We start from the raw sequence: 26,394 nt of genomic DNA on the forward strand, positions 1-26,394 counted from the left end.
GCGCGTTAATGGCCTCTCTCTCCAAACTTCCCCTGTCTTCCGGGCCCCGCTCGGCGGCTGTCACGTGGGATCTGCTCAGTTCTCTCACCGGGGGAGCTCTGGCCGTGTACATCGTGGCCCATATGGCCCTGGTGGGGAGTGTCCTTCTTGGCGTTGGCGTGTACGACACCATGGCTGAGGCCCTTGAGTCTTCCGGGGTGGCGCAAATCGACGGTCCTCTTGTCTTCGCGGTCTTTCTTGTGCATTTCCTGGCCGCCGGCCGGAAAGTCCCTTTGCGCTGGACGGAACATACGCTCGTGTGGCGGCAAACCCGGATGCTGCGCCATAGCGAGACTTGGCTCTGGCTGGGCCAAGCCCTGACCGGGATGGTCCTTCTCTTGCTCGGGGGTATCCATATGTGGTCGGTATTGACTGATCTGCCCATTACCGCCGCCAAGAGCAGTGAACGGATCGCCCATCCGGCCTGGTTTGTGTTCTATGTCCTTTTGATTTGTGCCGTCACCGGCCATGCCTTTGTCGGCCTGTACCGTTCAGGAATCAAATGGGGCGCTGTCGTTCGCCGCAAACGTGCCACCGCCCGCCGTTTTTTCCTGGCCGGCGCTGGCGTACTGGGATTGCTGGGCCTGATAACCCTGGTCCGTTTTCTTTATGTCTAGCTGCCTGATGAAAAAATCCGTATACCGCAGGTCGTACAAAAATCCCAAGGGACGGCGACAAAGTTCAAGGTCGCAATGTACGTATCCGTAGGTCCACGTTTGAACGTATTGCAGCTGTCTGCCATTGGGAGATTTTCAGCGGCCTGCTAGCCTGGATCCGTGAACTGGTTCCAGGACCGTTTCCCCTATCTTGGAAATGTGCGATGGCGTTGTGTTCACTGCCTCAGTTGCTGGCGGCAATACGCGGGCACACGCTGGCAGGCTTCGGCGCTGCGTCATTGTGGCTGCTGGTGGTGTGGAAAACCGTCTGGACGGCCCGGGTTCCGGCCCGGTCCTCTTTTTTGTGAGAGCGCGCAAACCCGAGGTCAAACCGTATCATGGAAACCATTTATACCGATCTGTTGAGCATCGGCGCCGGTCTGGCCGGGGAGCGGGTGGCCATTGAGGCTGCGCAGGCCGGGTTCACCACTATCTGTCTGAGCCTTGTTCCCCCTCGCCGTTCTCATTCCTCGGCCGCGCAGGGAGGGATGCAGGCGGCCCTGGGCAATTGCGCCATGGGCGAGGGGGACTGCCCGGATATCCATTTCACGGACACGGTCAAGGGTTCGGATTGGGGATGCGACCAGGAGGTCGCCCGGATGTTTGTCGAACACGCTCCAGTGGTCATGCGCGAACTGGCCCATTGGGGAGTGCCATGGAATCGGGTTGTGCCTGGTCCCTCGACCTATTTCAAAGGCGGCGAACAATTCGAGAAAGTCGAACCAGAGGCAAGACAAGGACTGATCACCGCCCGCAGTTTCGGAGGCACCGCGAAATGGCGGACCTGTTATACCAGCGATGGGACCGGTCACGCCGTCTTGTACACCATGGACAACCGGGCGGTGCAACTCGGAGTCGAGGTCCACGACCGCACTGAGGCCCTGGCGCTCATCCATGATGGCGAACGGTGTATGGGAGCGGTCGTGCGCTGTCTGCGTACCGGGACACTACGGATCTATTTGGCTCGGGCCACTCTTGTCGCCTCCGGGGGCTACGGCCGGATCTACAAACATTCCACCAACGCTGTTATTTGCGAGGGCGGCGGGCAGGCGCTCACCCTGGACACGGGAGTGGTTCCCCTGGGAAATATGGAAGCCATCCAGTTCCACCCCACAGGCACCGTGCCCACTGATATTCTGGTCACCGAAGGGTGTCGTGGTGACGGGGGAACCCTGCTGGATGTCAACGGCCACCGCTTCATGCCCGACTATGAACCGGAGAAGGCTGAGCTCGCCTCACGCGATGTTGTTTCCCGGCGCATGATCGAGCACATCCGTCGAGGGTATGGCGTACCATCGAGTTACGGAGACCATCTCTGGTTGGATATCCGTCACCTCGGTGAGACCCATATCACCACCAAACTCCGGGAAGTCTACGATATCTGCCGCCATTTTTTGGGAGTGAACCCGGTTCACGCCTGTATTCCGGTTCGGCCGACCCAGCATTACAGCATGGGGGGCATACGGACGGACAAGACGGGCCACGCCTATGGACTGAAAGGGCTATTTGCTGCCGGAGAAGCCGCCTGCTGGGATTTGCATGGCTTTAACCGTCTCGGCGGCAATTCTCTGGCAGAAACCGTTGTGGCCGGAAGTCTTATAGGCAGCGAAATCACCCGGTTTCTCCAGGGAGACCGGGGGCATCTCGTCCCACAGCTCGGCCAGGAGTGTGCGAAACAGGTCCAGCAGCGTATTCGCACTGTGCAAACACGGACCAACGGCGAAAACGTGTTCCAATTGCGCAACGCCATGCAAAACGTGCTCATGGAAAAGGTGGGCATCTTTCGGGAGGAACCCGAATTGCAGGCCGCCCTGGACCGTCTTCTTGAACTCAGTGAGCGCGCCGCTCAGATCGGATTGCGCAACCATGGGGCGGGGGCTTGTCCGGAATTGGCTCTGGCCCTGAGGTTCCCCGGGATGCTCCGGCTGGCCGTGTGTACGACGTATGGCGCCTTGCAGCGCAAGGAAAGCCGCGGCGCCCATGCCAGAGAAGATTATCCGGCCCGCAATGACCGGGAGTGGTGGAATCGGACCCTGGCCACCTGGACTGAAGAGCACGAGCTGCCCTCACTGGAATACGAGCCCGCGACTTCAGCTGTGGAGATCCCCCCTGGTGATCGCGGTTATGGGGGCGGGGAGATCATTTCCGGCGATGATGTCTGTACACCCCGTGATCCGGTCTGACGGCGTGCCCCGGTTGGGGGAGGTGATTGGTAACGAGAACTCCGGCAGCTTTAGGCGAGTCGGAAAATCGCGTCGAGTGGTGCCGCCCTGGGACTGATTGGCGCAAACCGAGGAAATGCGTATGGCCCGCATCCTTCAAATCGATGTCTTTCGGCATAACCCCGCCGATCCTGGGTCTTCGCCTCGGATGCAGACATTTTACGTTGACGAGACCGAGAGCATGACCCTGTTTATCGCTTTGAACCGTATCCGCGAGGAACACGATCCGTCGTTGCAATTCGATTTTTGCTGCCGCGCCGGTGTCTGCGGCTCCTGCGGCATGGTTATCAACGGCCGGCCGGGGCTGGCCTGCCACACCAAAACCCAGGATTTGCCCAAGCAGATTGTTCTGCTGCCACTCCCCGTCTTCCAACTCATCGGGGATTTGTCGGTGGACACCGGGACGTGGTTTCGCGACATGCACGAACGGGTAGAATCCTGGATCCATACTGACAGCGAGTTTGATCCGGAAGCGCTGGAAGAGCCTATGGATAATGCTGTTGCTGAGACCGTCTTTGAATTGGACCGCTGCATTGAATGCGGCTGCTGTATCGCTGCCTGCGCCACAGCGCGGATGCGGCCGGATTTTCTCGGCGCTGCCGGACTCAATCGCATCGCCCGCTTTGTCATGGACCCCCGGGACGAGCGAACAGATGACGCCTTTTATGAATTGATTGGCACCGATGAAGGAATCTTTGGATGTATGGGCCTGCTGGCCTGCGACGACGTCTGTCCCAAAGGGTTGTCGCTACAGACCCAATTGGCGTTTGTGCGCCGTAAGATGGGCTGGACGGGCTTGAAACAGCTCCTGCCGAATTGGAGAAGGGGCAAGCGGAGGGCGCATGCGCGAGATCGCGGCTGAGGAAATCACGACCCGGGTGGCGGAAATGGTCGTTCGGGCCAATCGGCATCTGCCTCCGGACGTCCTGGAGGCTTTGGAAGGGGGATTGGCTTTGGAGAGCAGCCCGTCCGGGCGGGAAGTGTTGAGCCAATTGCGTGAAAACGCCCGAGTGGCTGCCGAAACCGGGCTTCCCCTGTGTCAGGATACTGGGGCGGCGGTCTTTTTTGTCTCCCTGGGCCAGGAGTGTCGGGTAGTCGAAGGCAGTTTGCCGCGAGCGATCAACGACGGGGTCGCCCAAGGGTACGCCCGGGGCTATTTGCGGACTTCCATGTGCCATCCGCTGACCCGGCGCAATACCGGCGACAACACGCCGGCCATTATCCATACAGAAATCGTTCCGGGCGATGGGTTGCATATCGCCTTTATGGCCAAGGGGGGCGGCAGTGAGAACATGTCCCGTTGTACCATGCTCACGCCTGCGGATGGCTGGGAAGGGATCAAATCGTTTGTGCTCGACAGGGTGGCTGAGGCCGGGCCGAATCCCTGCCCGCCTATCATTGTCGGTGTCGGCGTCGGCGGGACTTTTGACTGGGCGCCTGTGCTGGCCAAGAAGGCGTTATTGCGCCCTCTGGACGCCCCGAACCCTGATCCCGAGCTGGCCGCCAGGGAGGAAGAGCTCTTAGAAGCGGTGAACGGACTCGGGGTCGGTCCCATGGGGCTGGGGGGCAGCATTACCGCCTTGGGGGTCCGCTTGGCCATGGCTCCCTGCCATATCGCCAGTCTTCCCCTGGCAGTCAATATCCAATGCCATTCGGCGCGGCATGGGGAGGTTTCCTGGTCATGAGTCCTATTCGATTGACGACGCCCTTGAACAAAGAGGCGGTTCGAGATCTCCGTGTCGGTGATGTGGTCCTGCTGTCCGGGACCCTCTACACCGCCAGGGATGCAGCGCATAAGCGGTTGTGTCAGGCGTTGTCCGAGGGCCAGCCTTCACCGTTCCCCTTGGAGGGCAGTGTCATCTATTATGTCGGACCAACTCCTGCGCCGCCGGGGTTTCCCATCGGCGCGGCCGGCCCGACAACCAGTTATCGTATGGACAGGTATACCCCGGAGTTGATCGGTCGCGGCGTGTTGGCAACGATTGGCAAGGGTCGCCGCAATGAGGCGGTGCGTCAGGCGCTTCAGGACTGCGGGGCCGTCTATTTCGGCGCCACCGGCGGGGCAGGGGCATTGCTGGCCCAGCGCGTGCGCTCGGCCCGGGTTATTGCCTATGACGATCTCGGACCCGAAGCGGTGCGTGAACTGATTGTCGAGGATTTTCCGCTGGTTGTCGTCAACGACGCCCACGGTGGTGAACTCTACGCGACGCCGCGCAGGCCAGCCGTAACGGGGTGAGCGGGTCTTAGAGCGCCGGTCACACCGGTAAGGAGTTGAGGATGAAAGAGCCTTACGGTGAAGGGTTAGCGCCCCACACCGACCCCGAGTCATGCGTTGACGGCCGTAAGGTCGGCGGCGAAGCGTTGACAGGGGCACGCACGGGCCAGCCATTGAGCTGCGAAATAAAATGGTCCGGGACGCCGACGCTGTTAAGACAAGCGGAAGGCAACACCAAGGATGGCGATATGCGCGAGCCGTCCGAGGGTCCCGCGCAGTCGAAGACCCTGTGCACGTGCGGAAACTCCTTGCGCGGGAACCGGGAGGTCCCGGGAACTCCTTCTCCTGATGGTGGAGATGGACGGTCGGGGAAGGCTGGTGGCCAGAAGCCCGACAAACATGTTTCTGGGAAGTCGGATGGCTGCATAGTACCGGGAAAGCCGTTGAACAAGGGCATGGGAAGCCTGTCTGCGGAGGCGGTGGAGGGAAGGCGGCCAACCAAGGGGAACGCGAGGCAGGCGGTCGCAGTCCGGACACAGAGCCGGACAGCTGCGTCAATCGGACTGCAACGCGTGCGAGATATGGCTCGCAAGGATAAGGATGCACGGTTCACTGCGCTTTTGCACCATGTGAGTATTGATATGCTCGGCCAAAGTTTCCGCGAACTGAAGCGAGAAGCAACTCCGGGCGTTGATGGTCTCACCTGTGCAGAATATGAGGATGGCCTCCGCGAAAGGCTGAAAGAATTGCATGCGAGGGTGCATAGGGGTTCGTATCGAGCACAACCCTCAAAGCGAATCCATATTCCGAAACCCGATGGGCACAAACGTCCAATTGGGATCGCGGCGCTGGAAGACAAGATCGTACAGCACGCAGTTGGAAAGGTGCTTTCAGCTATCTACGAAGAGGATTTTCTCGGCTTTTCCTATGGGTTCCGGCCAAGGCGAGGGGCGCATGACGCCCTGGACGCCCTAAATGTCGGATTGACCCACAGGAAGGTGAGCTGGGTGCTTGATGCGGACATTCAGGGATTCTTTGATACCATCTCCCATGAATGGATGATCCGTTTCCTTGAGCACCGGATTGCCGATCCTCGGATACTTCGCTTGGTGCGCAAATGGCTCCGGGTTGGGGTATCGGAGGACGGTGTATGGTCCCAGACAAGTATGGGCACTCCCCAAGGAGCGGTGATCTCGCCGATTCTGGGGAACATCTATCTCCATTACGTCCTGGACCAATGGGTACACCACAGGCGAAGACACGCCCGTGGTGACATAATCATCGTGCGGTATGCCGATGATTATGTCTTGGGATTCCAGTACCGCCACGAAGCAGAGCGCTTCCTCACTGATCTCAAAGCACGACTAGATCGTTTCGGCCTGTCCCTGCATCCTGAAAAGACCCGGCTTATCGAATTCGGTCGATTTGCTACCGAGAGTCGGCGCAAACGGGGACAGGGCAAACCGGAGACATTCGATTTTCTGGGATTTACCCATATGTGTGGGATAACCAGGATACGAAAGAGGTTCCTCGTGCGCCGCAAGACGGTGAAGAAACGGCTACGGGCGGCACTGAAAAGGGTTAAGACGATTCTACGTAGCCGGATGCATGATCCCATCAACGACGTAGGTGAGTGGCTGCAGCGCGTTTTGCTCGGCTATTATAGATACCACGCTGTTCCGGGAAATCTTGATGCTATGAGAGCCTTCCGTGATGATCTCGTCCGCTATTGGTATAAGGTGCTACGGCGACGGGGCCAGAAGCGGCGAATCAACTGGAGGGGCTACGGTCCGATCGTGAAAAGGTGGATATCCAGACCCAGAGTCATGCATCCGTATCCAAACGAGCGTTTCTACGCTAAATACCCGAGGTAGGAGCCCAGTGCGGTAGTTCCGCACGCTGGGATCTGTGCGGGGGGCCGCCCGAAAGGGCGGTTCCTATCGCGACCGGAGCCAATTGCGTCTTTATCAAGGCCGGCCCTGGTTACCAGGGCCGGCCTTGATTGTTATTGCACCGTGAGCATCTGCGCGAATCGCCGGAAGAAGGGTTTGGCGTCGTTGGGCCCCGGAGCGGCTTCAGGGTGGTATTGCACAGCCATCAGCGGTTTGTGCCGATGCCTGAAACCTTCCAAGGTCTGGTCGTTGAGATTGACGTGGGTGGCGGTGATGTCTTCAAGCATGGAGACATCGGCGCAAAAACCGTGGTTTTGGGAGGAGATTTCAATCACCCCGGTGGTGCTGTCCTGTACCGGATGATTGCAGCCGTGGTGGCCGAATTTGAGTTTGTAGGTGCGTCCACCCAGGGCCAGGGCCAGGAGCTGGTGCCCCAGACAGATGCCACCGATGGGGGTGTCCTGAGCCAGGTCCCGGATAGCCTCGATGGCCTGCTCCACCGGCTCAGGATCGCCGGGGCCGTTGGAGAGGAAAACCCCGTCAACGCCGAGTTCTCTGATTCGGGCCGCGGGGGTGTCCGCAGGGACCACAAGGGGCTGTATCCCCTGGCAGCTCAGTTCTCTGAGGATGTTGTACTTTACTCCAAAGTCATAGACGGCGACCTTGGGACCTGAAGTGGGCCAACGGAGGGAGTCCCAGTCGGTTGCAACCGGGCCGTCGGCAGTCCAGAAAAACGGGCTCCGGCAACTGACGTCGCCGGCCAGATTCAACCCCTGCATGGTCGGGATGGCCCGGGCCTTGTCCACGGCGGTGGCTGGATCATCCGTGGTGGTCATAACGCCGCGCATGGCGCCATTGAGACGGATATGGCGGGTCAGGGCCCGGGTGTCGATCCCTTCGATGCCCATGACTCCCTGCCGGGAAAGATAATTGGGCAGAGTTTCGGTGGCCCGCCAGTTTGAGGGTTCTTTGCAGCATTCCTTGACTATGAAGGCTGCAACCCGGATCCGGTCGGATTCGATGTCCTCCGGATTGATCCCGTAGTTCCCGATGTGCGGGTAGGTCATGCAGACCATCTGGCGGTGATAGGAGGGGTCGGTCAGGATCTCCTGATAGCCGGTCATGCCGGTATTGAAGATGACTTCCCCCGTGGCCTCTCCGTCGCCGGTAAAACTTGTTCCGTGAAAGACGGTGCCGTCTTCCAAAGCTAAAATCGCGCGCATTTATTGACTCTCCTTCAAGATACGTTCCACCCGCTTGATGTCGTCCGGGCAATCCACGCCGTGGCAGCGGCAGGCTGTCTGTACCGTATGGATCGGAATGCCGGCTTCCAGAAAACGGAGTTGTTCCAGGTGTTCTTTTTGTTCCAGGGCGCTGGGCCCCAGGGAGCTGAAATGTTTCAGGCTGAGCAGACGGTAGGCGTACAGGCCGACATGACCGAGATACGCTGGCACGTTGTCCCGGGGATAGGGAATCGGTGCCCGGGAAAAGTATAACGCTCGCCCGTCCGGGGCGGTCACGGCTTTGACCACGTTGGGATCCCGGGCCTCTGTTTCCGCTATAGCTCGGACCAGGGTTCCGACACGGACCGCCGATTGAGTGAAAGGGCGGACCACATCGGAAAGCATGGACGGGTCCAAGGCCGGTTCATCACCCTGGATGTTCACCAGGATGTCTTCTTCGTCAAGCCCCAAATGTTCGGCCGCCTCCAGGACTCGATCAGACCCGCTGGGGTGGTCGGAACGGGTCATGACCACGGGAACTCCTTCGTTCTGAGCGCTGTGCACGATACGCTCGTCATCCGTGGCCAGGACGACCTGGGACAATTCAGGGCAACGGCAGGCCCGGGTATAGACATGCCAGAACATGGGGCGCCCCAGGACAGGGGCCAGGGGTTTGCCCGGAAAGCGGGAGGAAGCGTATCGGGCCGGGATGATTCCGATACAACGAGGCGGCATGGTTATCCCTTTGTTGTGTCCGTCGCCGGTGTGGTCATCTCCAGCAGCAATTGCTGGGCATAGGCGGTGCCGCCTTGCCGGGAGACGATATAGTTCTTGAACCGCGCATATATTTTTTCCCGCTGAGGCGGGCGTTTCATGTTCTGCAGAATTTCGGTGGTCACTTCCTGCCGTGACGTGGCGCAGAAGACCAGTCCGGTCTGACATATTTCAGAGCCAACCCAGGAAAAATTGTCCCAGAACGGCCCGATGACCGGGGTGACCCCCTGGCCCAGTGCCTCCAGGAAGTTCTGTCCCCCCAAAGGTGCCAGACTGCCACCGACAAAGACCGCTCGCGCCAGGGCGTAGGCGGCTTCCAATTCCCCAAGGCGGTCCCACACAATGACCGTCCCCGGGGAGGGGGGCTCGGTCATCTCGCTACGCAGGATCCATGGCAGCCCCAGGGAGTCAAGTCGTCCCTGCCAGGGACCGACACGCTGCAAGTGCCGGGGGAAGAGGGCGATCAGCGCCCGCGGTCGTTTCTCCAGGACCTCGCGCAGCAACAGTTCAATATCTTCCTCCTCCTCGCGGCGCAACGATCCCAGGACCAGAAGCTGGGATTGGGCTTTGAAATACCGGGCCAGGGGATTGTGGACAAACGGGAGCGGGTTTGCGGGCAGACAGGTGTCGAACTTGATGTTCGACATGGTCCGGGAAGCAATGGAGCCAAACACAGTGGCATAGCGGCGGGCATCGGTGTCGCTAATGGGATGCACTGCCGCGGGAGCAGCCGATTGCCAGAGTTTTTGGAGCGCCAGATATTGGGGCAGGGTTCGGCGTCCCATACGGGCGTTCACGATGTGCGCCGGAATGGCTTTCCGGCGGCACTGGGACAACAGACCGGGCCAGAGTTCGGTCTCTAAAAGCAGCACACAGCGGGGGCGCCAGCGCTCGAGGGCCTTGGCCATCAGTAGTGGCAGGTCAAAAGGAAAATAGGCGGTGTGCAGGACCACTGGGCCAGGAACCTGGGTCGAGTCCAGAATCTCGCGCCCTTCTTTGGTGCAGCTGGTAACCAGAATGTGCAACGGCTGCTCAGGGGCAAGGTCGCTTACCAGGGTCTGAGCCAGTCGGGCTTCGCCGACGGAAGCGGCCTGGATCCAGACATCGGCGCGAATGCGGGGAGCGCGAAGCAGCAAACGTTGCCGCCAGCCACAGCGCAGACGCCGGTGGAGGGCCAAAAAGGGGAGAGCGACGAACCAGAGTATGGAATATCCGATCATCCAGGCTGTGGATCGTTTGGCTTCATCTCGCATGGCGGATGTATCTCCTGCCGCTGGAAATCTGTGTAAGGTGGTCATGGGGATTGGGGTTTTCGGAACTGTGTCGTGCCGGTTCTGGCGAAATGCCCGCCGCAGGGGGGTCGGTACCGGGCAATGCTGTTGGCAGCATCCAGGGCGCAGGGCGATAAAATCGCAGGAGCCTGGAGGTTCACGAGAACCGTTTCAGGCCAAGCTGGATGAGTTCCTCCAATAAGCCGTTGAAATCTTGTCCGCGGGCGGCGGCGGCCTGAGGGAGCAAGCTTGTCGGGGTCATGCCGGGTAAGGTGTTGGTCTCCAGCGCAAAGGCCGTCCCGTTGGCGAGAATGAAATCCGTGCGGCTGTAGCCGGTAAGCCCTAAAATCCGATGGGCCTCCAGGGCCGCTTTCTGGATGGCGGCGGTGAGGGTCTCAGACAGGGGGGCAGGGCAGATTTCCCGGGCGGCTTCTGGAGTATATTTGCTGTGGTAATCGAAAAAGGCGGCTTCGTCCCCCGGCTCAATGAGCACCAACGGCAAGGCCTGCTCGCCGACCACGGCACAGGTGACCTCTTTGCCGGTCACAGCCTCTTCCAAAAGCACGGCCGAACTGAACTGGAGCTGCTGGGAGAGTTGGGGATGCAATTCCTTTTGGGAATAGACGCGTTGGACGCCCAGACTCGAGCCGCCCTGGTTGGGTTTGATAAAGAGCGGAAAACGCAGGGCAGGCTGCCAATTCTCTTCTCGGCAGGAGGTCACCAGTTCCCACGCCGGTGTCGCAAGGCCGGCCTGGGCGTATAAGGTTTTGGTTGCGGTCTTGTCCAGGGCCAGCAGGGAACCGGCCGGACCGGATCCTTGATACGGGCACCCGAGCCGATCCAGCATGGCCTGGATGAGGCCGTCTTCACCAGGCGCCCCGTGGAGATTGATGAACACGAAATCGCTCTGGCGTGCCTTTGTGGGCAACTCAGCGAATTCCTGTGCGGGATCGAACCAGTGCACTTCATGCCCGTTGGCGCGCAGGGCCGCAGCGATGGCTTTGCCTCCGCTGATGGAGACGTCACGCTCGTTCGACCAGCCCCCGGCTATCAAAAGGATACGCATTAAGATCCACTCCAATGGCTGTACTGAATTGGTGCTCAAGTTCCAGGGCCTGGGTGCGTGACGTTTCAATCAGCGCGCACCGCCTCGTGGTATGCCCGTAGCGTTTGAGGATATCATCAAATCGCCCGCGCACGGAAACGATTTCCTCGTGCCGGACACGTTTGTCGGCATAGAGCACGGCTAAGGGGAGAAAAAAGCGTTCTGGATCCAAAGGCCCGGGCCAGTGGACATGGTGCATGACGCCCTGAGCGATTGCTGGATTGCCTGTTGCTTCCATAGTCCAGGCCGCGCCGACCTGGCAGTGATTGCCACCATGCCGGATGGTGTAGGTTTTGCCCAGATCATGCAAAAGTGCTGCTGCTTGCAGGCACGGCTGGTCAACATCCCATCCCCTGTCCCGGGCGAGTTGGCCGAGTTGGACAGCTATGCCGGAGACGACCAGGCTGTGGGCCTTGATGTTGTCCAGCATTTCGTAGCGCTCCCAAAGGCGCTGGCAAGCCGCAAAGCTCGGCACGTCGCCCCGGGACTCTCCGGGATATGGTATGGATGCAGTGCCGTAGTTGGCCATAGGAGACTCGCCTGGACAAGTGTGGGGGTAGCAGGGACGCCAAGTCCCATCCGGCCGCACGGCCGGGGCCAAGGCGGCTTGCGGCTCGGTTCTGCGCTTCGAAGAAAGAGCCGCGCCTATATTGACAGGAACTGGGAAGACCTTTAGCAATTCATGGGGCAAAAAGCAAAGTATCCAGAGGGTTCACCCGAACTGGGAAACTCGAATCTGCAATGCCGCCTCCAGCCTGGAAAAACGCGTTTTAAGGTGGCGGTAAACTGTGACCTGTTGAGCGAGCCCTGGACGGAAGGGGTTCAGGATCGTCACGCTGCATCTGACGTCGAACCGGCAGGAAGGGAAATTCGTTTGCCCCTGTATCGGAGGCGATTGCGCCGCGAGATGGGGTGGATGAACCCTACGTCTGAATTCAAGGCCGCATACAAAGAGGAGCCGGTGTGGAGTACTTGTTGAAACAATTTCACGATCCCCAATTGTGCCAAGCGCTTGTACGGGATCTTCAGCAACGGATCGGAGATGGTTTCCGGTTCATGGAAGTGTGCGGCACGCATACGGTGAGTATTTTTCAAAGCGGCCTTCGCTCTTTGCTCCCCGACAACTTGACCCATTTGTCCGGGCCGGGGTGTCCCGTGTGTGTAACCCACGAACGCGAAGTGGCGGCTTTTTTGGATCTCGCCAGACAGCCCGGTGTCGTTGTGGCCACATTTGGGGATCTGCTTCGCGTTCCCGGTCCTGAGGGTCGCAGTCTGAAGGCCGCTCAAGCCGAAGGGGCGCAGGTCGAGGTCGTGTATTCGCCGTTTGACGCTTTGCAACTGGCCCAGGACCGACCCGGGAAACATATCGTTTTTTTGGGAATCGGGTTTGAAACGACCGCTCCGACTGTGGCCGCCACATTGAAGACCGCCAAACGTGACGCTCTGTCCAATTTCAGTGTCCTGAGCCTGCACAAACTGGTCCCTCCGGCCCTGCAGGCCTTGATGGACGACACGGCCTGCGCCATTGACGGCTTTTTGCTCCCAGGGCATGTCTCCGCGGTGATCGGGACGCAACCGTATGCCTTTGTGGCCGAAAAATACAGGACGCCCGGAGCGGTGGCTGGATTTGAACCGGTGGATATCCTCGCCGGACTTCAGGAACTTTTGCGTCAACGTGAAGCCGGTGAGCCCAGTATCGCCAATGTCTATCCTCGAGTGGTGGGCGACCAGGGCAATGCGAAAGCGATGGCCCTGATGGAGGAGGTCTTCGCGCCCTGCGACACCCTGTGGCGGGGTCTTGGCGAACTGCCGGGCAGCGGTTTGGAGATCCGCTCTGCGTTCGCGGACCACGACGCCCGTCAGGTGTTGGGCATTGAATGGCCCGAGGTTCCGCCTTTGCCGGGGTGCCGTTGCGGGGACGTGCTCAAAGGCAAGCTGAGTCCGGAGCAATGCCCCTTGTTCGGGACCCGGTGTACTCCTGCCACTGCTGTGGGACCGTGCATGGTCTCCACCGAGGGCAGTTGCGCCGCCTACTACAAATACCGTCTGTAACCCGACAACAAGTCCATATTCCCGGCTTGGGATTGTGCCGCAGGTGGGTCGATTCCGCCTGACGCCCGTTTGAGGGCCTCAAGGATCTGCGATTCCGACCCGAGGCCCCCTTTTCCCAGAGTACGGGACTTTCTTGACCATCAGCCAACCATCGAGTCTGCTATGTCCTTTCCAGATACTGTGCTCCTTGATTACGGCAGCGGGGGCAAAGCCTCCCAGCGGCTTATCAGCGAACTTTTTTTGAAACATTTTGACAATGCCACCCTCAACCGGCTGGATGACGCGGCAATGCTGGACCTCAGCGGACCGCTTGCCGTGAGTACCGACAGTTTTACCGTGGACCCGTTGTTCTTTCCTGGTGGTGATATCGGCTCTCTTGCCATCCACGGCACGGTCAATGACGTGGCCATGCTCGGGGCGCGGCCGATGTATCTCAGTTGCGCGATGATCGTGGAAGAGGGATTGCCGTTTTCCACTTTGGAAGCCGTGGTTCGGTCTATGGCTGAAGCGTCCCGACATGCCGGGGCCCAGATCGTTACCGGGGACACCAAGGTCGTCCCCAAAGGGGCTGTGGATAAGCTTTTTATCAATACGACCGGGTTGGGACTGGTCCAGACGGCTTCCCCGCCCCAGGGCGACAGGGCCCGCCCAGGCGACGCGATCCTGCTGACCGGGACAATGGGTGACCACGGTCTGACGATTTTAAGCCAGCGCCAGGGACTGGAATTCGAGACTCCGGTGCAAAGCGATAGCGCCGCACTCAATCATATGCTGCTTGATCTGGTTGAATCGGTGGGAGAAGTCCATGTCTTGCGCGACCCGACGCGCGGCGGCCTGGCGACCACACTCAACGAGATCGCACTCCAATCCAATCTGGGATTCGTGATAGAGGAAAAGGCGGTTCCGGTCTCGGATGCGGTGCGTTCCGGTTGCTCGTTTCTGGGACTTGACCCCTTGTATCTGGCCAATGAGGGCAAGGCCATCTGCATTGTCCCTGAAGATCGCTTGGATGCGGCCTTGGCTTGCCTTCGCTCCCACGACGAAGGCCGCCAGGCCTGCCGAGTCGGCACGGTGACCGAAGACCATCCTGGAAAGGTGGTCTTGCAGACCCCGATCGGCGGCAAACGCTTGCTGGATATGCTTGAAGGAGAGCAATTACCGAGGATTTGCTGATACGCAGGCGTTCGTGGTGTCCGGGTGCGCTGCGCACAAAGGGCCCCGGTGGCGAACATCGCCACCGGGGCCCTGAAGGTTTGGCCACCGGCACCGTCAAGGTGGCCTAGAGTTCCCGCAAACGGTTTTCCACGGCGTCGATGATATATTTGGGGGTGGAGGCGCCGGCAGTAAGTCCGATGCGCTGGACGCCAGTCAGGGCAGGCAGCGGGAGTTCATCGGCCTGTTCGATATGGGCACAGGGGGTCCCCTGCGCGGTGATGACCTGAGCGAGGCGGCGGGTGTTGCCGCTGGTCAAGCCCCCGACGACGATCATGTAATCAACCTGTTTGGCGATCCGCTTGGCCTCCACCTGCCGCTCGCGTGTCGCATCGCAGATGGTGTCGAAAATGGGCATGGAGGCATCGACATGTTCCAGCAGGTAGTCGCGGATGGTCCGAAATTCCTCCCTGTCCTGCGTGGTCTGGGAGGCGAGGAAATAGCGCTTTTCCGGAGCGAGGTCCTTGCCCTGGAGTTGGAGCAGGGAGTCGAAGACCAGGGCCTCCGCGTCGGCGTAACTGAGCAACCCTTTGACTTCAGGATGATCGCTTTCGCCAAACAAGAGAAGATGCCGCCCCTGTTTGGTCTGTTTTTCGATCAGCAGTTGGGCCTTTTTGACCTTGGGACAGGTGGCATCGACCAGAGTGACTCCCTTGGAGCGCAATTGGTCCTCCAGCAAGCGGGGAATGCCGTGGGCCCTGATGACCGCTCGGCTCTGGGCCGGGATGGTGCTCGGGGATTCGGATTCGGTCACTCCACGGGCCGCATAATGGGCCAGGACCTGCGGATTGTGGATAATGGGACCGAAGGTGAAGATAGGGCTCGTGTCCTTGGCTTCGACTTGGGAATTGAGTTTGCGCAGGGCCAAATCGACCCCCATGCAGAAACCGGCTGTTTCAGCGCGGAGTACTTCAGTCATACAACCTCCTCCAAACCGCAGGGGTCAGATGTGTTCCAAAACCGGAGCAAAAGCGTGGGATGGTGAAGCGATACGCTCATTGTCCGGCCAAGGCCTCTTCAAGTTGATCGGCATATTGTTCAAAGGCCTCCCAATCCTGGCAGGCGATAATTCCCTTCCGGGCCTGTTTGGCGCCGGGAAATCCCTTGACGTAGCGCGGGATAAATGAGCGCATCTTCAGCAGCATGCTCCGGCTGGGATCATAGCGGCGGCACAATTGGCCGTGTCGTCGAACCAGAGCGGCTATTGAAGCCGTGTCGGTACAGGGATCTTCCTCGGCTCCAGTCGCGAGGTCAGCTTTGAAGATCCGGGGATTGTGCAGGGCGCCACGGGCGAACATGATCCCATCCACACCGGTTTGCTCAAAGCATCGCCGGGCCGCTTGCGCGTTCCACAGATCGCCGCTGGCCACGATGGGTACCGGGCTGGACTCGGCCATTCGCGACAAGGCACTCCACTGCGCCAATCCTCCATATCCCTGTCTGGCCGTGCGCGGGTGCAAGGTGATCCAACTGACCCCGGCACGTGCGAGAGTGTCGCGTAACCGGAGTAACCCGTCTGTGCTACCGTCCGCTGGGAGGCGGAGTTTGACCCCGGCCTGCACCGGGGCGGCCCTGCCAATGGTCTGCATGATGCGTACAAGGCGCTGCGGGTCTTCCATAAGCGCGGCGCCGGCCCCGGTCTTGATCACCTTGCGCACCGGACATCCCGCATTGAGGTCGATCCAGTGAAATCCCCGTTCAGTGAGCCAGCGCACCGGCTGCGCAAAACAGTCGGGATCTGCACCGAACAATTGGACCACCAGGGGCGTGTCGGCGGGGGCGGTAGCCAGGAGGTCCCAGGTGCCCTGACTGTTGTATATCAGCCCTTTGACGCTGATCATTTCTGTGTGGGCCACACGAGCACCGTTTTCACGGCACAGGAGCCGAAACGGCAGGTCGGTGAATCCGGCCAACGGCGCCAGCCACGGAGCCTGGGGCCCGAAGGGGAGCGGGGAGGGCCCCGTCGCAGAAACGTTTGTCATGGTGTACCTGCTGACCACATCATGTGGTCACAAAGCAAAATGGTCCTGTGCCGTCGAAATGCAGGAGCCAGGATCACGGTTCGAAATTTTGCCACCGTCGCAGGGCGCTGACAATATTTTTCCGAATCCGTTTGTCCTGCCCCCACAGGGTCTCAAGCCATTGTTGCACTTCACCGCGCCGGCTGTTCTGGGCCGATGGGCAGGGATTGGGCACAACAGGGAGTTCCCAGGCCCGGGCGGCGCGTTCGATCTGAAATTTATCGATCCACAGCAGGGGGCGGATGACTTCTAATGTTCCCTGGAAGAAGGATTCTTTCGGGTACATACCCTCAATGCGCCCGTTGGTGGTCAGATTCATGAAAAAGGTGTTAACCAGGTCGTCGCTGGTGTGGCCAAAAGCCAGGTGGGTGAGGTTGTAGTCCTGGCAGAGTTGAAACAGTCGCTTGCGGCGTTGCAGGCTGCACCAAAAGCAGGGCGAATTGGTCCGATTTTCGGCAGTGTGGGCCCGAGGGCCGATGTCCAGGCATTCCAGATGGCCGGGGATCCCGTGCTTGTGGAGCCAGTCGGCCAGTGGGAAATGGTTCTCAGGTTCAAAACCAGGATTGATATGCAGGGCCAGCATTTCAATGGGAAAGGGGAGTCGCTTGCGGTAAATGCTTAATATTTTCAAGAGGGCCCAGCTGTCGACCCCGCCGGAGAAAGCGATGCCCAACCGGGCCCCCGGCCAGAGCATGCCAGCCGAGTGCATGAGTTTCCCGGCCTTGCCGATGCATGATTTCTGGACGTAGCTCAGTTTTTTGCGATCCAACATTGTTTTCGCCCCTTGACGTCCCGCTGCCGGGAATTAGTCTCAAAAGACTCCGGGCGATATAGGACGAAACGGGCTCAGGTCAAGTCCCGGGAAGGGGAAGGGTTCGAAAAAGGCTTGAGTGCGCCAGGATCGCCGGAACAGGCGGATTTGCGAACCGCTGGGGCCTCAGAGTTGGCCGAAACCGTTCCTGCCTTGACGGAAAGGGAGGTGACGGATATGCATATTTGTTTGTGTTTCGCAAATTCTGCGGTACAACACCGCTTTCACACAGGGGGAGCCCATGGCACGAATAACTGTTGAAGATTGCTTGGAAAAAATAAACAATCGCTTCCTGGTCGCGCAGATGGCCATCCGGCGGGTCGAACAATACCGGGACGGCTATCCGAAATTGGTGACCTCCAAAAACAAGGAAGTCGTTACCGCTTTGCGAGAGATAGCGGCCGGAGAAGTTCTCCCGAATGAAACATTGGATCAAGTCGCGATAAAGGCAGATCATGAGTAAAAAGGACTATTATGAAATCCTCGGCGTCGGCCGCGACGCTTCTGACGAGGAGATCAAGAAAGCCTATCGGAAGATAGCCTTCCAATACCATCCCGATCGGAATCCGGATGACCCCGACGCTGAATACCGGTTCAAGGAAGCGGCCGAGGCCTATGAAGTGCTTCGTGACACGGACAAGCGAGCCCGCTACGACCAGTTCGGGCACGACGGGGTCAACGGCAACGGTGGATTTCAGAATTTCCAGGATGCCGAAGACATCTTCAGCGCGTTTTCCGATATTTTCGGTGATCTTTTCGGTTTCAGTTCCGGAGGCAGCCGGCGTGGTCCGCGTCCGACGGCCGGGGCGGATTTACGGTACAATCTGGAAGTCTCGTTTCACGACGCGGCCAAGGGCACTGAAGTCGACCTCCAAATCCCCAAGCGTGTGCCGTGCTCAGAGTGTGACGGCAGCGGTTCTGAACCCGGGCACACCCCGGAAACCTGCCAGCATTGCGGCGGGCGCGGCCAAGTCCAGCAAACGCAGGGATTTTTCCGCATTGCCACCCCATGTCCCGTCTGCCGCGGTGAAGGTCAGGTCATTACCCATCCTTGTCCCAAGTGCAAGGGCCGCGGGGCCGTCAAAGAGACCCGGAACATCAAAGTCCGCATTCCCGCCGGCGTGGACAATGGCAGCCGGTTGCGTTTGCGCGGCGAGGGCGAGCCCGGTGAGCATGGCGGTCCTGCCGGGGATCTGTTTGTGGTCATCTATGTCCAGGAAGACGAGATGTTCCAGCGGCAAGGGCAGGACCTGCTTTTAAATGCTGAAATTTCGTTTGTTCAGGCCGCCCTTGGCGATCGTATCGAAGTCCCGACCCTGGATGAACCGGTACAGATGGATATCCCCAAAGGAACGCAAAGCGGCGAGTCGTTCCGGATGAAAGGACTCGGTCTGCCCCATCCAGGAAGCAGTAAGGTCGGTGACCTCCACGTGACGATCCAGGTCAAGACGCCGACAAAATTGACGAAACGCCAGGAAGAACTCCTGGAAGAGTTCGCCAAGCTCGAAGAAGAGCGTCCACGGACCCGGGTCCGCAATTTCTTTAAAAAGGCCATGGGAGACTGATATGTCCGGAGACCGCTTGACGCATGTGACCGGCGACGGCGACGTGACCATGGTCGATGTCGGCCATAAGGACAAAACAGAGCGCCGGGCGGTCGTCCGGACCCGAGTCAAGCTCAACGGGGAAACCTTTGCCCTTTTGGAAGGTCAGGCCTTGCCCAAAGGGGATGTCCTGACCACAGCCAAGATCGCTGGTATCCAGGCTGGCAAACAGACGGGGACTCTGATTCCGCTGTGCCATCCGCTGTTTTTGAGCTACCTGGACGTGCGTCTGACCCCGATTGCTGCAGACCAGAGCATCGAGATCGAGGCCGAAGCCAGGACCACCGCTGAGACCGGGGTAGAGATGGAGGCCCTTGTGGCCGCTCAGATCGCGGCCATGACCGTCTACGACATGTGCAAAGCGGTCCAGCGCGATATCACTATTACCGACTGCCGCTTGGTCCACAAGTCGGGAGGCCGAAGCGGCACTTACGAAGAAAATCCCGGCTGAGACCGAACTGATCAGACTGAACTTGGCCGCACCGTCTTATGAGCGCAAAAAAGCCCCGGAGCACAGTTGCTCCGGGGCTTTTTTGCGCGCTCCTGGCGGTTCGACGCGTTGCAAGCGGTCTACCAGACCATGCGCACGGGCACGCCCTGATCGTGCATGATCTGTTTGATTTCCGGGATGGTATATTGGCCGTAATGGACGATGGAGGCGATAAGGGCCGCAGAGGCGTGTCCCGTGGTGACTGCTTCGGCCATGTGCCGGGGCGTACCCGCTCCGCCGGAGGCGATGACCGGGATGCGGACGTTGTCTGCGATCAGCCGTGTCAACGTAAGTTCGTAGCCGTCTTTCGTCCCGTCGGCGTCGATGGAGTTCAAACAAATTTCTCCAGCGCCCCGGCGCTGCACCTCCCGGGCCCACCACAAGGCATCAATGCCCATATGTTTGCGCCCGCCATGGATGACAATCTCATAGCCCGAGGGGATGGTCTCGGAGGGCGCGACGCGCAAAACGTCCATTCCCACGACAATGCATTGCGACCCGAAAGCGGCTGCGCCTTGCTCGATAAGACCGGGCTCTTTGACCGCTGCGGAGTTGATGGAGATCTTTTCCGCCCCGGCCCAGAGGACCTGGCGCATATCATCCACCGAGGCAATGCCACCGCCCACGGAGAAGGGAATGAAGATCTTGGAGGCCACCCGCTCAACGACATCAAGAAAGATGGACCGTTTTTCATGGGAGGCCGTGATGTCGTAGAAGACAATTTCATCAGCGCCCTGTTCGTAATACCGTTGGGCGGTTTCCACGGGGTCGCCGATATCGACGTTGCCTTTGAATTTAATGCCTTTGGTCAGTCGGCCGTCGCGCACGTCCAGGCAGGGAATGATCCGTTTATTGAGCACCTGCCACCTCCAGGCAATACTGATAGAAGTTGGACAAGAGTTTGAGACCGGGGCGGCCGCTTTTTTCCGGATGAAACTGGACGGCCCACAACCCCGGGCGGCCCAGGACACTGCAAAAGGATTGTCCATATTCCGTGGTTCCCAGCACGTATTCCGCTTCGGGTGCCGGGTAATAGCTGTGCACGAAATAAAATGCCGCCTCATCGGCAATGTCGGTAAAAAGCCGGCACGGCGCTTGAAGGCGGATGTTGTTCCACCCCATATGGGGGATATTGATCGGCAATCCCTGGCCGTCTGTCCACTGGTCGTCAAACCGTTCGCACCGTCCGGGAACGAGCCCCAGGGTCCTGGTGTCATTCTCGGGGCTGTAATCGAGAACGATCTGGCAGCCGAGGCAAATTCCCAAAAGCGGCTTGCCTTTTTGGGTTTGCTCGTGCAACACCCGGTCCAGACCGCTGGCCTGCAGATGGTGCATGGCGGTCCCGGCCGCTCCGACGCCCGGGAAAATGATGCCGGAACCGGACTCGATTTCCTGCGGATCGGCGGTGATGGTGCACGGTATACCAAGATAGTCCAGTGCGCGCCGGACACTGGTCAGGTTGCCGGCACGATAGTCGAGGATACTCAACATGGGGGTTGTCTCCCTGCAATTGTGGGGGCCGCTGTATCGGTTGTCCGGGAAGGCGGCTCTGGGGAGCGGACCTTTCCAATCCGACCTGCGACCTTGGAGGATCTATGATAGTTGTTACTGGTGGTGCTGGTTTTATCGGGAGTGCCTTTGTCTGGCAACTCAACCAAATGGGAATCAGGGATATTCTGGTGGTCGACAACCTGGCCTGCAGTGAAAAGTGGAAAAATCTGGTCAATCTTGATTATCAGGATTACCTGCACCGGGACGCCTATCTGGAGAAGGTCCGCATGGACCGGTTGCCTGCGCCACGGGCCATTATCCACATGGGGGCCTGTTCGTCGACCACGGAGCGGGACGCCGATTTCCTCATGGAAAACAATTACCGCTACAGCAAGATTCTCGCCGAGTACGCCATGAAGCATGGCGCCCGGTTTATTTACGCTTCGAGCGCGGCCACCTATGGCGACGGCCAGTTGGGGTTTGATGACGATCTGCGTCTGGCGCCGCAACTCAAGCCGTTGAACATGTATGGGTATTCCAAACAGCTCTTTGATCTCTGGGTTATGCGCAATGGCCTGCTCGACCGACTCTGTGGCCTGAAATTTTTCAATGTTTTCGGTCCGAACGAATACCATAAGCAGGATATGCGCAGTGTGGTCTGCAAGGCCTTCAATCAGGTGCACGACCACGGCCGCATCCGCCTTTTCAAATCCTACCACCCGGAATACGAGCACGGCGAACAGCACCGCGATTTCGTCTATGTCAAAGATTGTGTGGCGGTCATGGCTTGGCTTTTGGACCATCCCGGGGTCAATGGCATCTACAATGTCGGCACCGGCACGTCCCGGACCTGGAACGACCTCGCCCGTGCCGTGTTCATGGCCATGGGGCAGTCCGAACGCATAGAATACATGGAGATGCCGGAGTCGTTGCAGGCCAAATACCAGTACTATACTCAGGCCCGCATGGAGCGCTTGGCCCGAGCCGGGTGCCCGGTGCGCATGCGTTCCCTCGAAGACGGCGTTGCTGATTACATCGCGCATCTGCAGGCCTCTGATCCCTACCTCGAGCCTGAGACCCGGGCCGGAGCCGCCGAATAAAGCGCGTGTCGTCTTTGTCTATTGTCCCCGTTTGAAAAGTCGCTCCAGGTCACCCGGCCCGAAGCGGACGGCCACCGGGCGACCGTGGGGGCAATAAAATCGCTCCTGACTCTGTTCCCAGGCCTGTAAGAGGTGCAGTGCCTCGTCCCGGCTCAGTGGGTCCCCTGCCTTGATGGCGATGCGGCAGGCAAGGACGACCCGCATGTCATCCACGGAGCGTTCTTTGCCTCCCAAGATGTCGCGAAGCAACGCCCGGGCCTGATCCGTGGCCAGACTGGCGGGGATGGCCTGTACCGAAAGCAGGGAGGATTCGACCAGGGAACAGGAGAATCCCATCTGGCGCAATTGCAACGCCACGTCCTGAAACCGTTCCCTTTCACCAGGCTGCAGGGCCAGCTCCAGCGGCAGGGCCAGGAGCTGTTGCTCGACACCGTCATGCTGCTGGCGCAGGGCGTTGAACAGGATGCGCTCGTGGGCCGCGTGCTGATCGACCAGGAGCAATCCCTGCCCGTCGTCGACCAAGAGATATGTCGAGGCGACCTGGCCAAGGTAGGCCGGTTCCCGGGAGGCCGGGCCCGATTCGCGAATCTGCGGTGCTGTCTCGGTCTGTGGTGTATTTGGGGACGAAGAGGTGTACCGCGCTCGTGTCTGCGGCGATGGTGCGTCCGCGCTTTCCAGGTACTCATGGAAGGTTCCGAATTTCGGAGCCGCCGCTTGTGGGGCCTGGACCGAAGACTGTGTGGCAGGGGCTTCCCCGAGTACAGCCTGACTGGGGTCACATTTTTCAAGTGCATTGCGAACCGTTGTGCACACCAGACCAGCCACACTGCGCTCATCGCGGAAGCGGACCTCGGATTTGGCAGGATGGACATTGATGTCCACCTCTTCCAGCGGCAGGGTCAAAAACAGCACGGCCTGGGGGTACTCCTTGCTCAGCAGCGCCCCCTTGTATCCCTCGCGCAGGGCTTTGAGCAGGATCTTGTCCTGGACCGGGCGGCCGTTGATGAAAAAATGGATCCGTTGCGCCCGGCCCTGGGCGGTCCGTGGGGATCCGATAACCCCTTCCACCTGGAGCCCGTGACGTTCTCCCTGGAGCGGGAGCAGCCCGTCGATAACCTGTTGCGGCCACACTGCAGCCAGCCGTTGCGGCAATGCCTGATGTTTAACCAGATGGAGCTGGTTGCGTCCCTGGATGCTGAGCGTGAACTCCTTATCCAGGTGGGCCAGGGCGATTTTAAACACTGTTTCCTGGCAGCGCCGGGTTTCTGTGGCCTGGGTTTTGAGAAATTTGAGCCGGGCCGGGGTGTTGGAGAACAGGTCGCGGACCTGGATGCGGGTCCCAGTCTGCAAGGCCACCGGCCCTTCCGAGGCCATTTCGCCAAAAGCGACTTCGACCTCGTGTCCGGCTTCGACGCCGGCAGGGGCAGAAGCGAAAGAGAGCCGGGAGACGGAGGCGATACTCGGCAGGGCTTCGCCCCGGAAACCGAGGCTAGCGATACGCACGAGATCCTCGATGCCCTGGATTTTGCTCGTGGCGTGCCGGGTTAGGGCCAGGGGAATGTCCTCGGCCGCCAAGCCGTGCCCGTTGTCCTGGACCTGGATCAATCCCTGACCGCCGTTTTCCAGATTGATTTCGATCCGCGTCGCACCGGCATCCAGACTGTTTTCGATCAATTCCTTGGCGACATTGGCCGGGCGTTCGACGACCTCTCCAGCGGCGATCTGGTTCTGCAATACCGGGGGAAGGACCCGAATAGGCGCGCTCACTGTTCCTCCGAGGCCTGGAATGATTGGCCCACCGTTCCCAATTCGTTCAGGGTGACCCGGACTTCGACCCGGTCCTCTTCGTCGGTCTGAGTCAAAACAGCCTCGGCCTGCCAGCATTGGTGGCGGTACTGCACGGCGAATTGTCGTTCGACGAGTTCGGACCGCAGGAGGTCTTTTTCATAGCGCACCCTGGCGGACCATTTCGGAATGACCGTCAGCGTAACTCCGGCGGTCAATGTCCGCAGGGCATCGTTGTCGCGCCGGGCGTAATCGTCTTTGACCTGCTTGTGGTAGTCGAGTCCGAAAAAGCAACTCCCCACCTCGGGCCACGTGCCGCGCAGAAGGTGTTCGTGCTCGGTGATGGTCCCGAGATATGGCGAAAACCAGGTTTTATTGTCCAGGCGCAGCCATGGGGCGATCCCGGTTTCGATGTCCACCAGAATATCGGAAAACGGCCGGCGCGGGTATTGCTCCCGGTCGTCCTGGCGCGTGGCTTCCCGAAAATCGTAGCTTTGCTCCAGGCGGATGCGCGCCAGTTCAGTGTAACGGGGAACACGCTTGAACCGTTGGGTGGTGCCGTTCGCCGCGGCGACAGGAACCCGATTGTCGCGCCGCCCGGTGAAAACCTGGGTCAGGGAATAGGTCAACTCGTCGCGGGGCTCGATGCGATCCAAGTCGTCGAAATCCGGGTAGTCGCTCTGATCGACATAGGGTTGATACTCGTAGCTGAGTTCCGGCCGGACAACGTGTTTGAGCTTGGTCCAGCGACTTGCCGCCCCGGCTGTGGCGTTGGACACAGCTGGTGGGGGGGCAAGGTTGAAGACCCGGCCAAATTCGGTGTTGGCCGTGGCCTCAAAATCCCACAAGGTCCGGCTCATCCAGGCGGAATCGGTTTCTTGGGCGGCAGTGGTGGATTCAAAGCGCTCCACACCGTAGACGGTTTGCCGGAGACCGAGAGTCGGAATGAGCGAACCGTAAGCGGATTCCAGGGGCAGACTCAAGCGGGGCCGGAGATCGAGCCGGCTGCCGGTCGTGCCGTACTCGCGCCAGAAATAGGTCAATTCGTTTTCCGCCGACCATTCCAGGGGGGTCGTTCCAAGGGCGGTCCGATAGATATCGTACTCGAGCTGCGGCAAACGCTGGAGGGTGTCGTCGAGGGAAGAGTCCCGGTTGTCGTTGGTAAAGGCGAGATTCTGGGTGTATTCCAGGCGCATGCGCAGCCCGGAATCCTGCCAGTTGCGCGAAAGGTACAAGCGATTTTCCCGGGTGATGTCGTCCTCGTCTTCAATGGTACGGCCGAAGACGTCCAGGAATTCCTGGCGGCTGCGCTCAAACCCCAGCGGTCCCTGGTCGAATTCGTTGAGATAATCCTGATCCGAGAGGTAATCGACGTCGACCTTGAGGTCGAACAGGTTGCCAAACGTCTTGCCGTCGTATTTGCCCCGCAACCAATACCGGTTGTGGTTGGGACGCAACAATCCGTCGTTTTCGTACTCTGTGTCCGATGCGGCCGTGGCCGTACTGCGGTCGTAGAGCCAATCCGCCAGCCACATCCCCTGGCTGCTCAGATTCGGGGTGTGGCGGTACTCCACACCAGCGCGAACCCCGGTTTTATCCATGGGGTTGAGATAGAAGGTGGCGTCCTGTTCTTCGTTGATGGCCCAGTAATACGGCAGATTGAATCCGGCACCGTGTTCGGAACTCACCGTGAGATCGGGCCAGAGGAAGCCGCTTTGGCGCTTGGTTTTGACGGGGATTGTCAGATAGGGGGCGTAGAGCAAAGGGCGGTTTTTGATTTGCAGCCGGGGATGCCAGAGGCGGGCGTACCCGTTGACGGTGATTTCGCCGCTGGCGGAGCGAAGGGACCATGCCGGGACTTGGCCATCGCAAGCCGTGACCGTGGCGTCTTCGAAGGCGTAGGTATTGGTCCCTGTCTTGCGTAACACCCGGCCCTGGAAGTACATGTGCGGGTCCTGAACGAAAATGGTGCCGTTATTCAGCCAGCCGACCTTGGATTGGAGGTCGAATTCGGCTTCTTCGGCCTGGAGATGGTCGCCCCCCCAATTCCCCTGGACATTGCCGCGCAGATAGACCCATCGGGTACTCCAGTAATACCGGACGTAATCGGCTTTCAGATAGTTTTCCCCCTTGTGCAGCGTCACGTCGCCCCAGGCTTCCAGGAGCTGGATATCCTGGTCCGCACTGACGGAATCGGCTTCGACCTCCCAGGGAGTCTCCGGAGAGGTTTGAGGTCCGGAAACCGGGGCGGCAAAACCTGGTTCGAGTGGAAAATGCAGCAGGCAACAGAGAAAACAGATCCACAACAGGCGGTGCAAAGAGAACAGGTGCATGGCGATCCAACTCGTAACATGTTGACGGGGCTTGTGTCGGCCTACTCCCGTGTTCGTGACGGTCTGGCCGCAAACGCGTGGTCTCGGTGACTGGCTCT

24 protein-coding genes are annotated in these 26,394 nt (G+C 59.6%); 12 read left to right on the forward strand and 12 right to left on the reverse strand.

Annotated elements, in window-relative coordinates:
- Window positions 1-8 precede the first annotated feature (8 nt).
- From DRET_RS05340 to ltrA, 6 genes are all read left to right on the forward strand, one after another.
- The gene (locus tag DRET_RS05340; protein ID WP_015751504.1) at window positions 9-656 is read left to right on the forward strand and encodes a succinate dehydrogenase/fumarate reductase transmembrane subunit; all 648 of its coding nucleotides are present in this window, start codon (window positions 9-11) and stop codon (window positions 654-656) included.
- 377 nt (window positions 657-1,033) lie between these two features.
- Window positions 1,034-2,878 carry a fumarate reductase flavoprotein subunit gene (locus DRET_RS05345; RefSeq protein ID WP_015751505.1) on the forward strand — a complete coding sequence of 615 codons (1,845 nt, stop codon included), beginning with the start codon at window positions 1,034-1,036 and terminating at the stop codon, window positions 2,876-2,878.
- A 121-nt stretch (window positions 2,879-2,999) separates the two neighbouring features.
- Window positions 3,000-3,779, forward strand: coding sequence for a fumarate reductase iron-sulfur subunit (locus DRET_RS05350; protein WP_015751506.1), 780 nt, complete (start codon window positions 3,000-3,002; stop codon window positions 3,777-3,779).
- Window positions 3,760-4,602 (forward strand): fumarate hydratase, encoded by an 843-nt coding sequence (locus tag DRET_RS05355; RefSeq protein ID WP_015751507.1) that lies wholly within the window; start codon window positions 3,760-3,762, stop codon window positions 4,600-4,602. Before DRET_RS05350 ends, DRET_RS05355 begins: the two co-directional genes overlap by 20 nt.
- Window positions 4,599-5,153 carry a FumA C-terminus/TtdB family hydratase beta subunit gene (locus DRET_RS05360; RefSeq protein WP_015751508.1) on the forward strand — a complete coding sequence of 185 codons (555 nt, stop codon included), beginning with the start codon at window positions 4,599-4,601 and terminating at the stop codon, window positions 5,151-5,153. The genes DRET_RS05355 and DRET_RS05360 overlap by 4 nt, the downstream gene beginning before the upstream one ends.
- Before the next feature lie 620 nt (window positions 5,154-5,773).
- On the forward strand, window positions 5,774-7,006 hold the full coding sequence (ltrA, locus tag DRET_RS05365) for a group II intron reverse transcriptase/maturase (RefSeq protein ID WP_244147940.1): 1,233 nt from the start codon (window positions 5,774-5,776) through the stop codon (window positions 7,004-7,006).
- Between the two features lie 131 nt (window positions 7,007-7,137).
- On the opposite strand, the gene carA is transcribed toward ltrA, so the two are convergent.
- From carA to DRET_RS05390, 5 genes are all read right to left on the reverse strand, one after another.
- Window positions 7,138-8,247: a glutamine-hydrolyzing carbamoyl-phosphate synthase small subunit gene (carA, locus tag DRET_RS05370; RefSeq protein ID WP_015751510.1), complete on the reverse strand. Its 1,110-nt coding sequence runs from the start codon at window positions 8,245-8,247 to the stop codon at window positions 7,138-7,140.
- A complete protein-coding gene (gene kdsB / locus DRET_RS05375) occupies window positions 8,248-8,988 on the reverse strand; it encodes a 3-deoxy-manno-octulosonate cytidylyltransferase (RefSeq protein ID WP_041282335.1) in 741 nt (246 codons plus the stop codon). It abuts the gene before it with no gap.
- Window positions 8,985-10,274 (reverse strand): 3-deoxy-D-manno-octulosonic acid transferase, encoded by a 1,290-nt coding sequence (locus tag DRET_RS05380; protein WP_015751512.1) that lies wholly within the window; start codon window positions 10,272-10,274, stop codon window positions 8,985-8,987. The genes kdsB and DRET_RS05380 overlap by 4 nt, the downstream gene beginning before the upstream one ends.
- Before the next feature lie 175 nt (window positions 10,275-10,449).
- On the reverse strand, window positions 10,450-11,358 hold the full coding sequence (locus DRET_RS05385) for a D-alanine--D-alanine ligase family protein (protein WP_015751513.1): 909 nt from the start codon (window positions 11,356-11,358) through the stop codon (window positions 10,450-10,452).
- Complete coding sequence (locus tag DRET_RS05390) at window positions 11,315-11,926, reverse strand: HDIG domain-containing metalloprotein (RefSeq protein ID WP_015751514.1); 612 nt, start codon at window positions 11,924-11,926, stop codon at window positions 11,315-11,317. Before DRET_RS05390 ends, DRET_RS05385 begins: the two co-directional genes overlap by 44 nt.
- A gap of 434 nt (window positions 11,927-12,360) precedes the next feature.
- On the opposite strand from DRET_RS05390, the gene hypD reads away from it, so the two are divergent.
- Window positions 12,361-13,449 (forward strand): hydrogenase formation protein HypD, encoded by a 1,089-nt coding sequence (gene hypD, locus DRET_RS05395; RefSeq protein ID WP_015751515.1) that lies wholly within the window; start codon window positions 12,361-12,363, stop codon window positions 13,447-13,449.
- Between the two features lie 162 nt (window positions 13,450-13,611).
- The gene (gene hypE / locus DRET_RS05400) at window positions 13,612-14,622 is read left to right on the forward strand and encodes a hydrogenase expression/formation protein HypE (protein ID WP_015751516.1); all 1,011 of its coding nucleotides are present in this window, start codon (window positions 13,612-13,614) and stop codon (window positions 14,620-14,622) included.
- A 106-nt stretch (window positions 14,623-14,728) separates the two neighbouring features.
- Here the strand turns inward: hypE and ispH are convergent, their stop codons facing one another.
- The 3 genes from ispH to DRET_RS05415 form a co-directional block, all read right to left on the reverse strand.
- Window positions 14,729-15,580 (reverse strand): 4-hydroxy-3-methylbut-2-enyl diphosphate reductase, encoded by an 852-nt coding sequence (gene ispH / locus DRET_RS05405; protein WP_015751517.1) that lies wholly within the window; start codon window positions 15,578-15,580, stop codon window positions 14,729-14,731.
- Between the two features lie 76 nt (window positions 15,581-15,656).
- Entirely contained in the window at window positions 15,657-16,643 is a 987-nt protein-coding gene (locus DRET_RS05410; protein WP_015751518.1) for a tRNA dihydrouridine synthase, read from the reverse strand.
- Between the two features lie 73 nt (window positions 16,644-16,716).
- Window positions 16,717-17,454, reverse strand: a complete 738-nt coding sequence (locus DRET_RS05415) for a tRNA lysidine(34) synthetase (protein ID WP_015751519.1) — start codon at window positions 17,452-17,454, stop codon at window positions 16,717-16,719.
- Between the two features lie 280 nt (window positions 17,455-17,734).
- Between DRET_RS05415 and rpoZ the strand changes: the two genes are divergently transcribed.
- From rpoZ to moaC, 3 genes are read left to right on the forward strand one after another with little or no spacing between them, the layout of a single operon-like run.
- Complete coding sequence (rpoZ, locus tag DRET_RS05420; RefSeq protein ID WP_015751520.1) at window positions 17,735-17,956, forward strand: DNA-directed RNA polymerase subunit omega; 222 nt, start codon at window positions 17,735-17,737, stop codon at window positions 17,954-17,956.
- Complete coding sequence (dnaJ, locus tag DRET_RS05425; protein WP_015751521.1) at window positions 17,949-19,058, forward strand: molecular chaperone DnaJ; 1,110 nt, start codon at window positions 17,949-17,951, stop codon at window positions 19,056-19,058. The genes rpoZ and dnaJ overlap by 8 nt, the downstream gene beginning before the upstream one ends.
- 1 nt (window position 19,059) lies before the next feature.
- Window positions 19,060-19,548, forward strand: a complete 489-nt coding sequence (gene moaC / locus DRET_RS05430; protein WP_015751522.1) for a cyclic pyranopterin monophosphate synthase MoaC — start codon at window positions 19,060-19,062, stop codon at window positions 19,546-19,548.
- Window positions 19,549-19,667: 119 nt separating this feature from the next.
- On the opposite strand, the gene hisF is transcribed toward moaC, so the two are convergent.
- Window positions 19,668-20,447, reverse strand: coding sequence for an imidazole glycerol phosphate synthase subunit HisF (hisF, locus tag DRET_RS05435; RefSeq protein WP_015751523.1), 780 nt, complete (start codon window positions 20,445-20,447; stop codon window positions 19,668-19,670).
- Window positions 20,437-21,078, reverse strand: coding sequence for an imidazole glycerol phosphate synthase subunit HisH (gene hisH, locus DRET_RS05440; RefSeq protein WP_015751524.1), 642 nt, complete (start codon window positions 21,076-21,078; stop codon window positions 20,437-20,439). Before hisH ends, hisF begins: the two co-directional genes overlap by 11 nt.
- A gap of 104 nt (window positions 21,079-21,182) precedes the next feature.
- Between hisH and rfaD the strand changes: the two genes are divergently transcribed.
- On the forward strand, window positions 21,183-22,178 hold the full coding sequence (gene rfaD / locus DRET_RS05445; RefSeq protein ID WP_015751525.1) for an ADP-glyceromanno-heptose 6-epimerase: 996 nt from the start codon (window positions 21,183-21,185) through the stop codon (window positions 22,176-22,178).
- An 18-nt stretch (window positions 22,179-22,196) separates the two neighbouring features.
- Here rfaD and mutL read toward each other — a convergent pair whose 3' ends face one another.
- Entirely contained in the window at window positions 22,197-23,945 is a 1,749-nt protein-coding gene (mutL, locus tag DRET_RS05450; protein WP_015751526.1) for a DNA mismatch repair endonuclease MutL, read from the reverse strand.
- A complete protein-coding gene (locus DRET_RS13910) occupies window positions 23,942-26,296 on the reverse strand; it encodes an LPS-assembly protein LptD (RefSeq protein WP_015751527.1) in 2,355 nt (784 codons plus the stop codon). Before DRET_RS13910 ends, mutL begins: the two co-directional genes overlap by 4 nt.
- Window positions 26,297-26,394: the final 98 nt, after the last annotated feature.

Origin of the sequence: Desulfohalobium retbaense DSM 5692, assembly GCF_000024325.1 — a bacterium.
Lineage (GTDB): Bacteria > Desulfobacterota > Desulfovibrionia > Desulfovibrionales > Desulfohalobiaceae > Desulfohalobium > Desulfohalobium retbaense.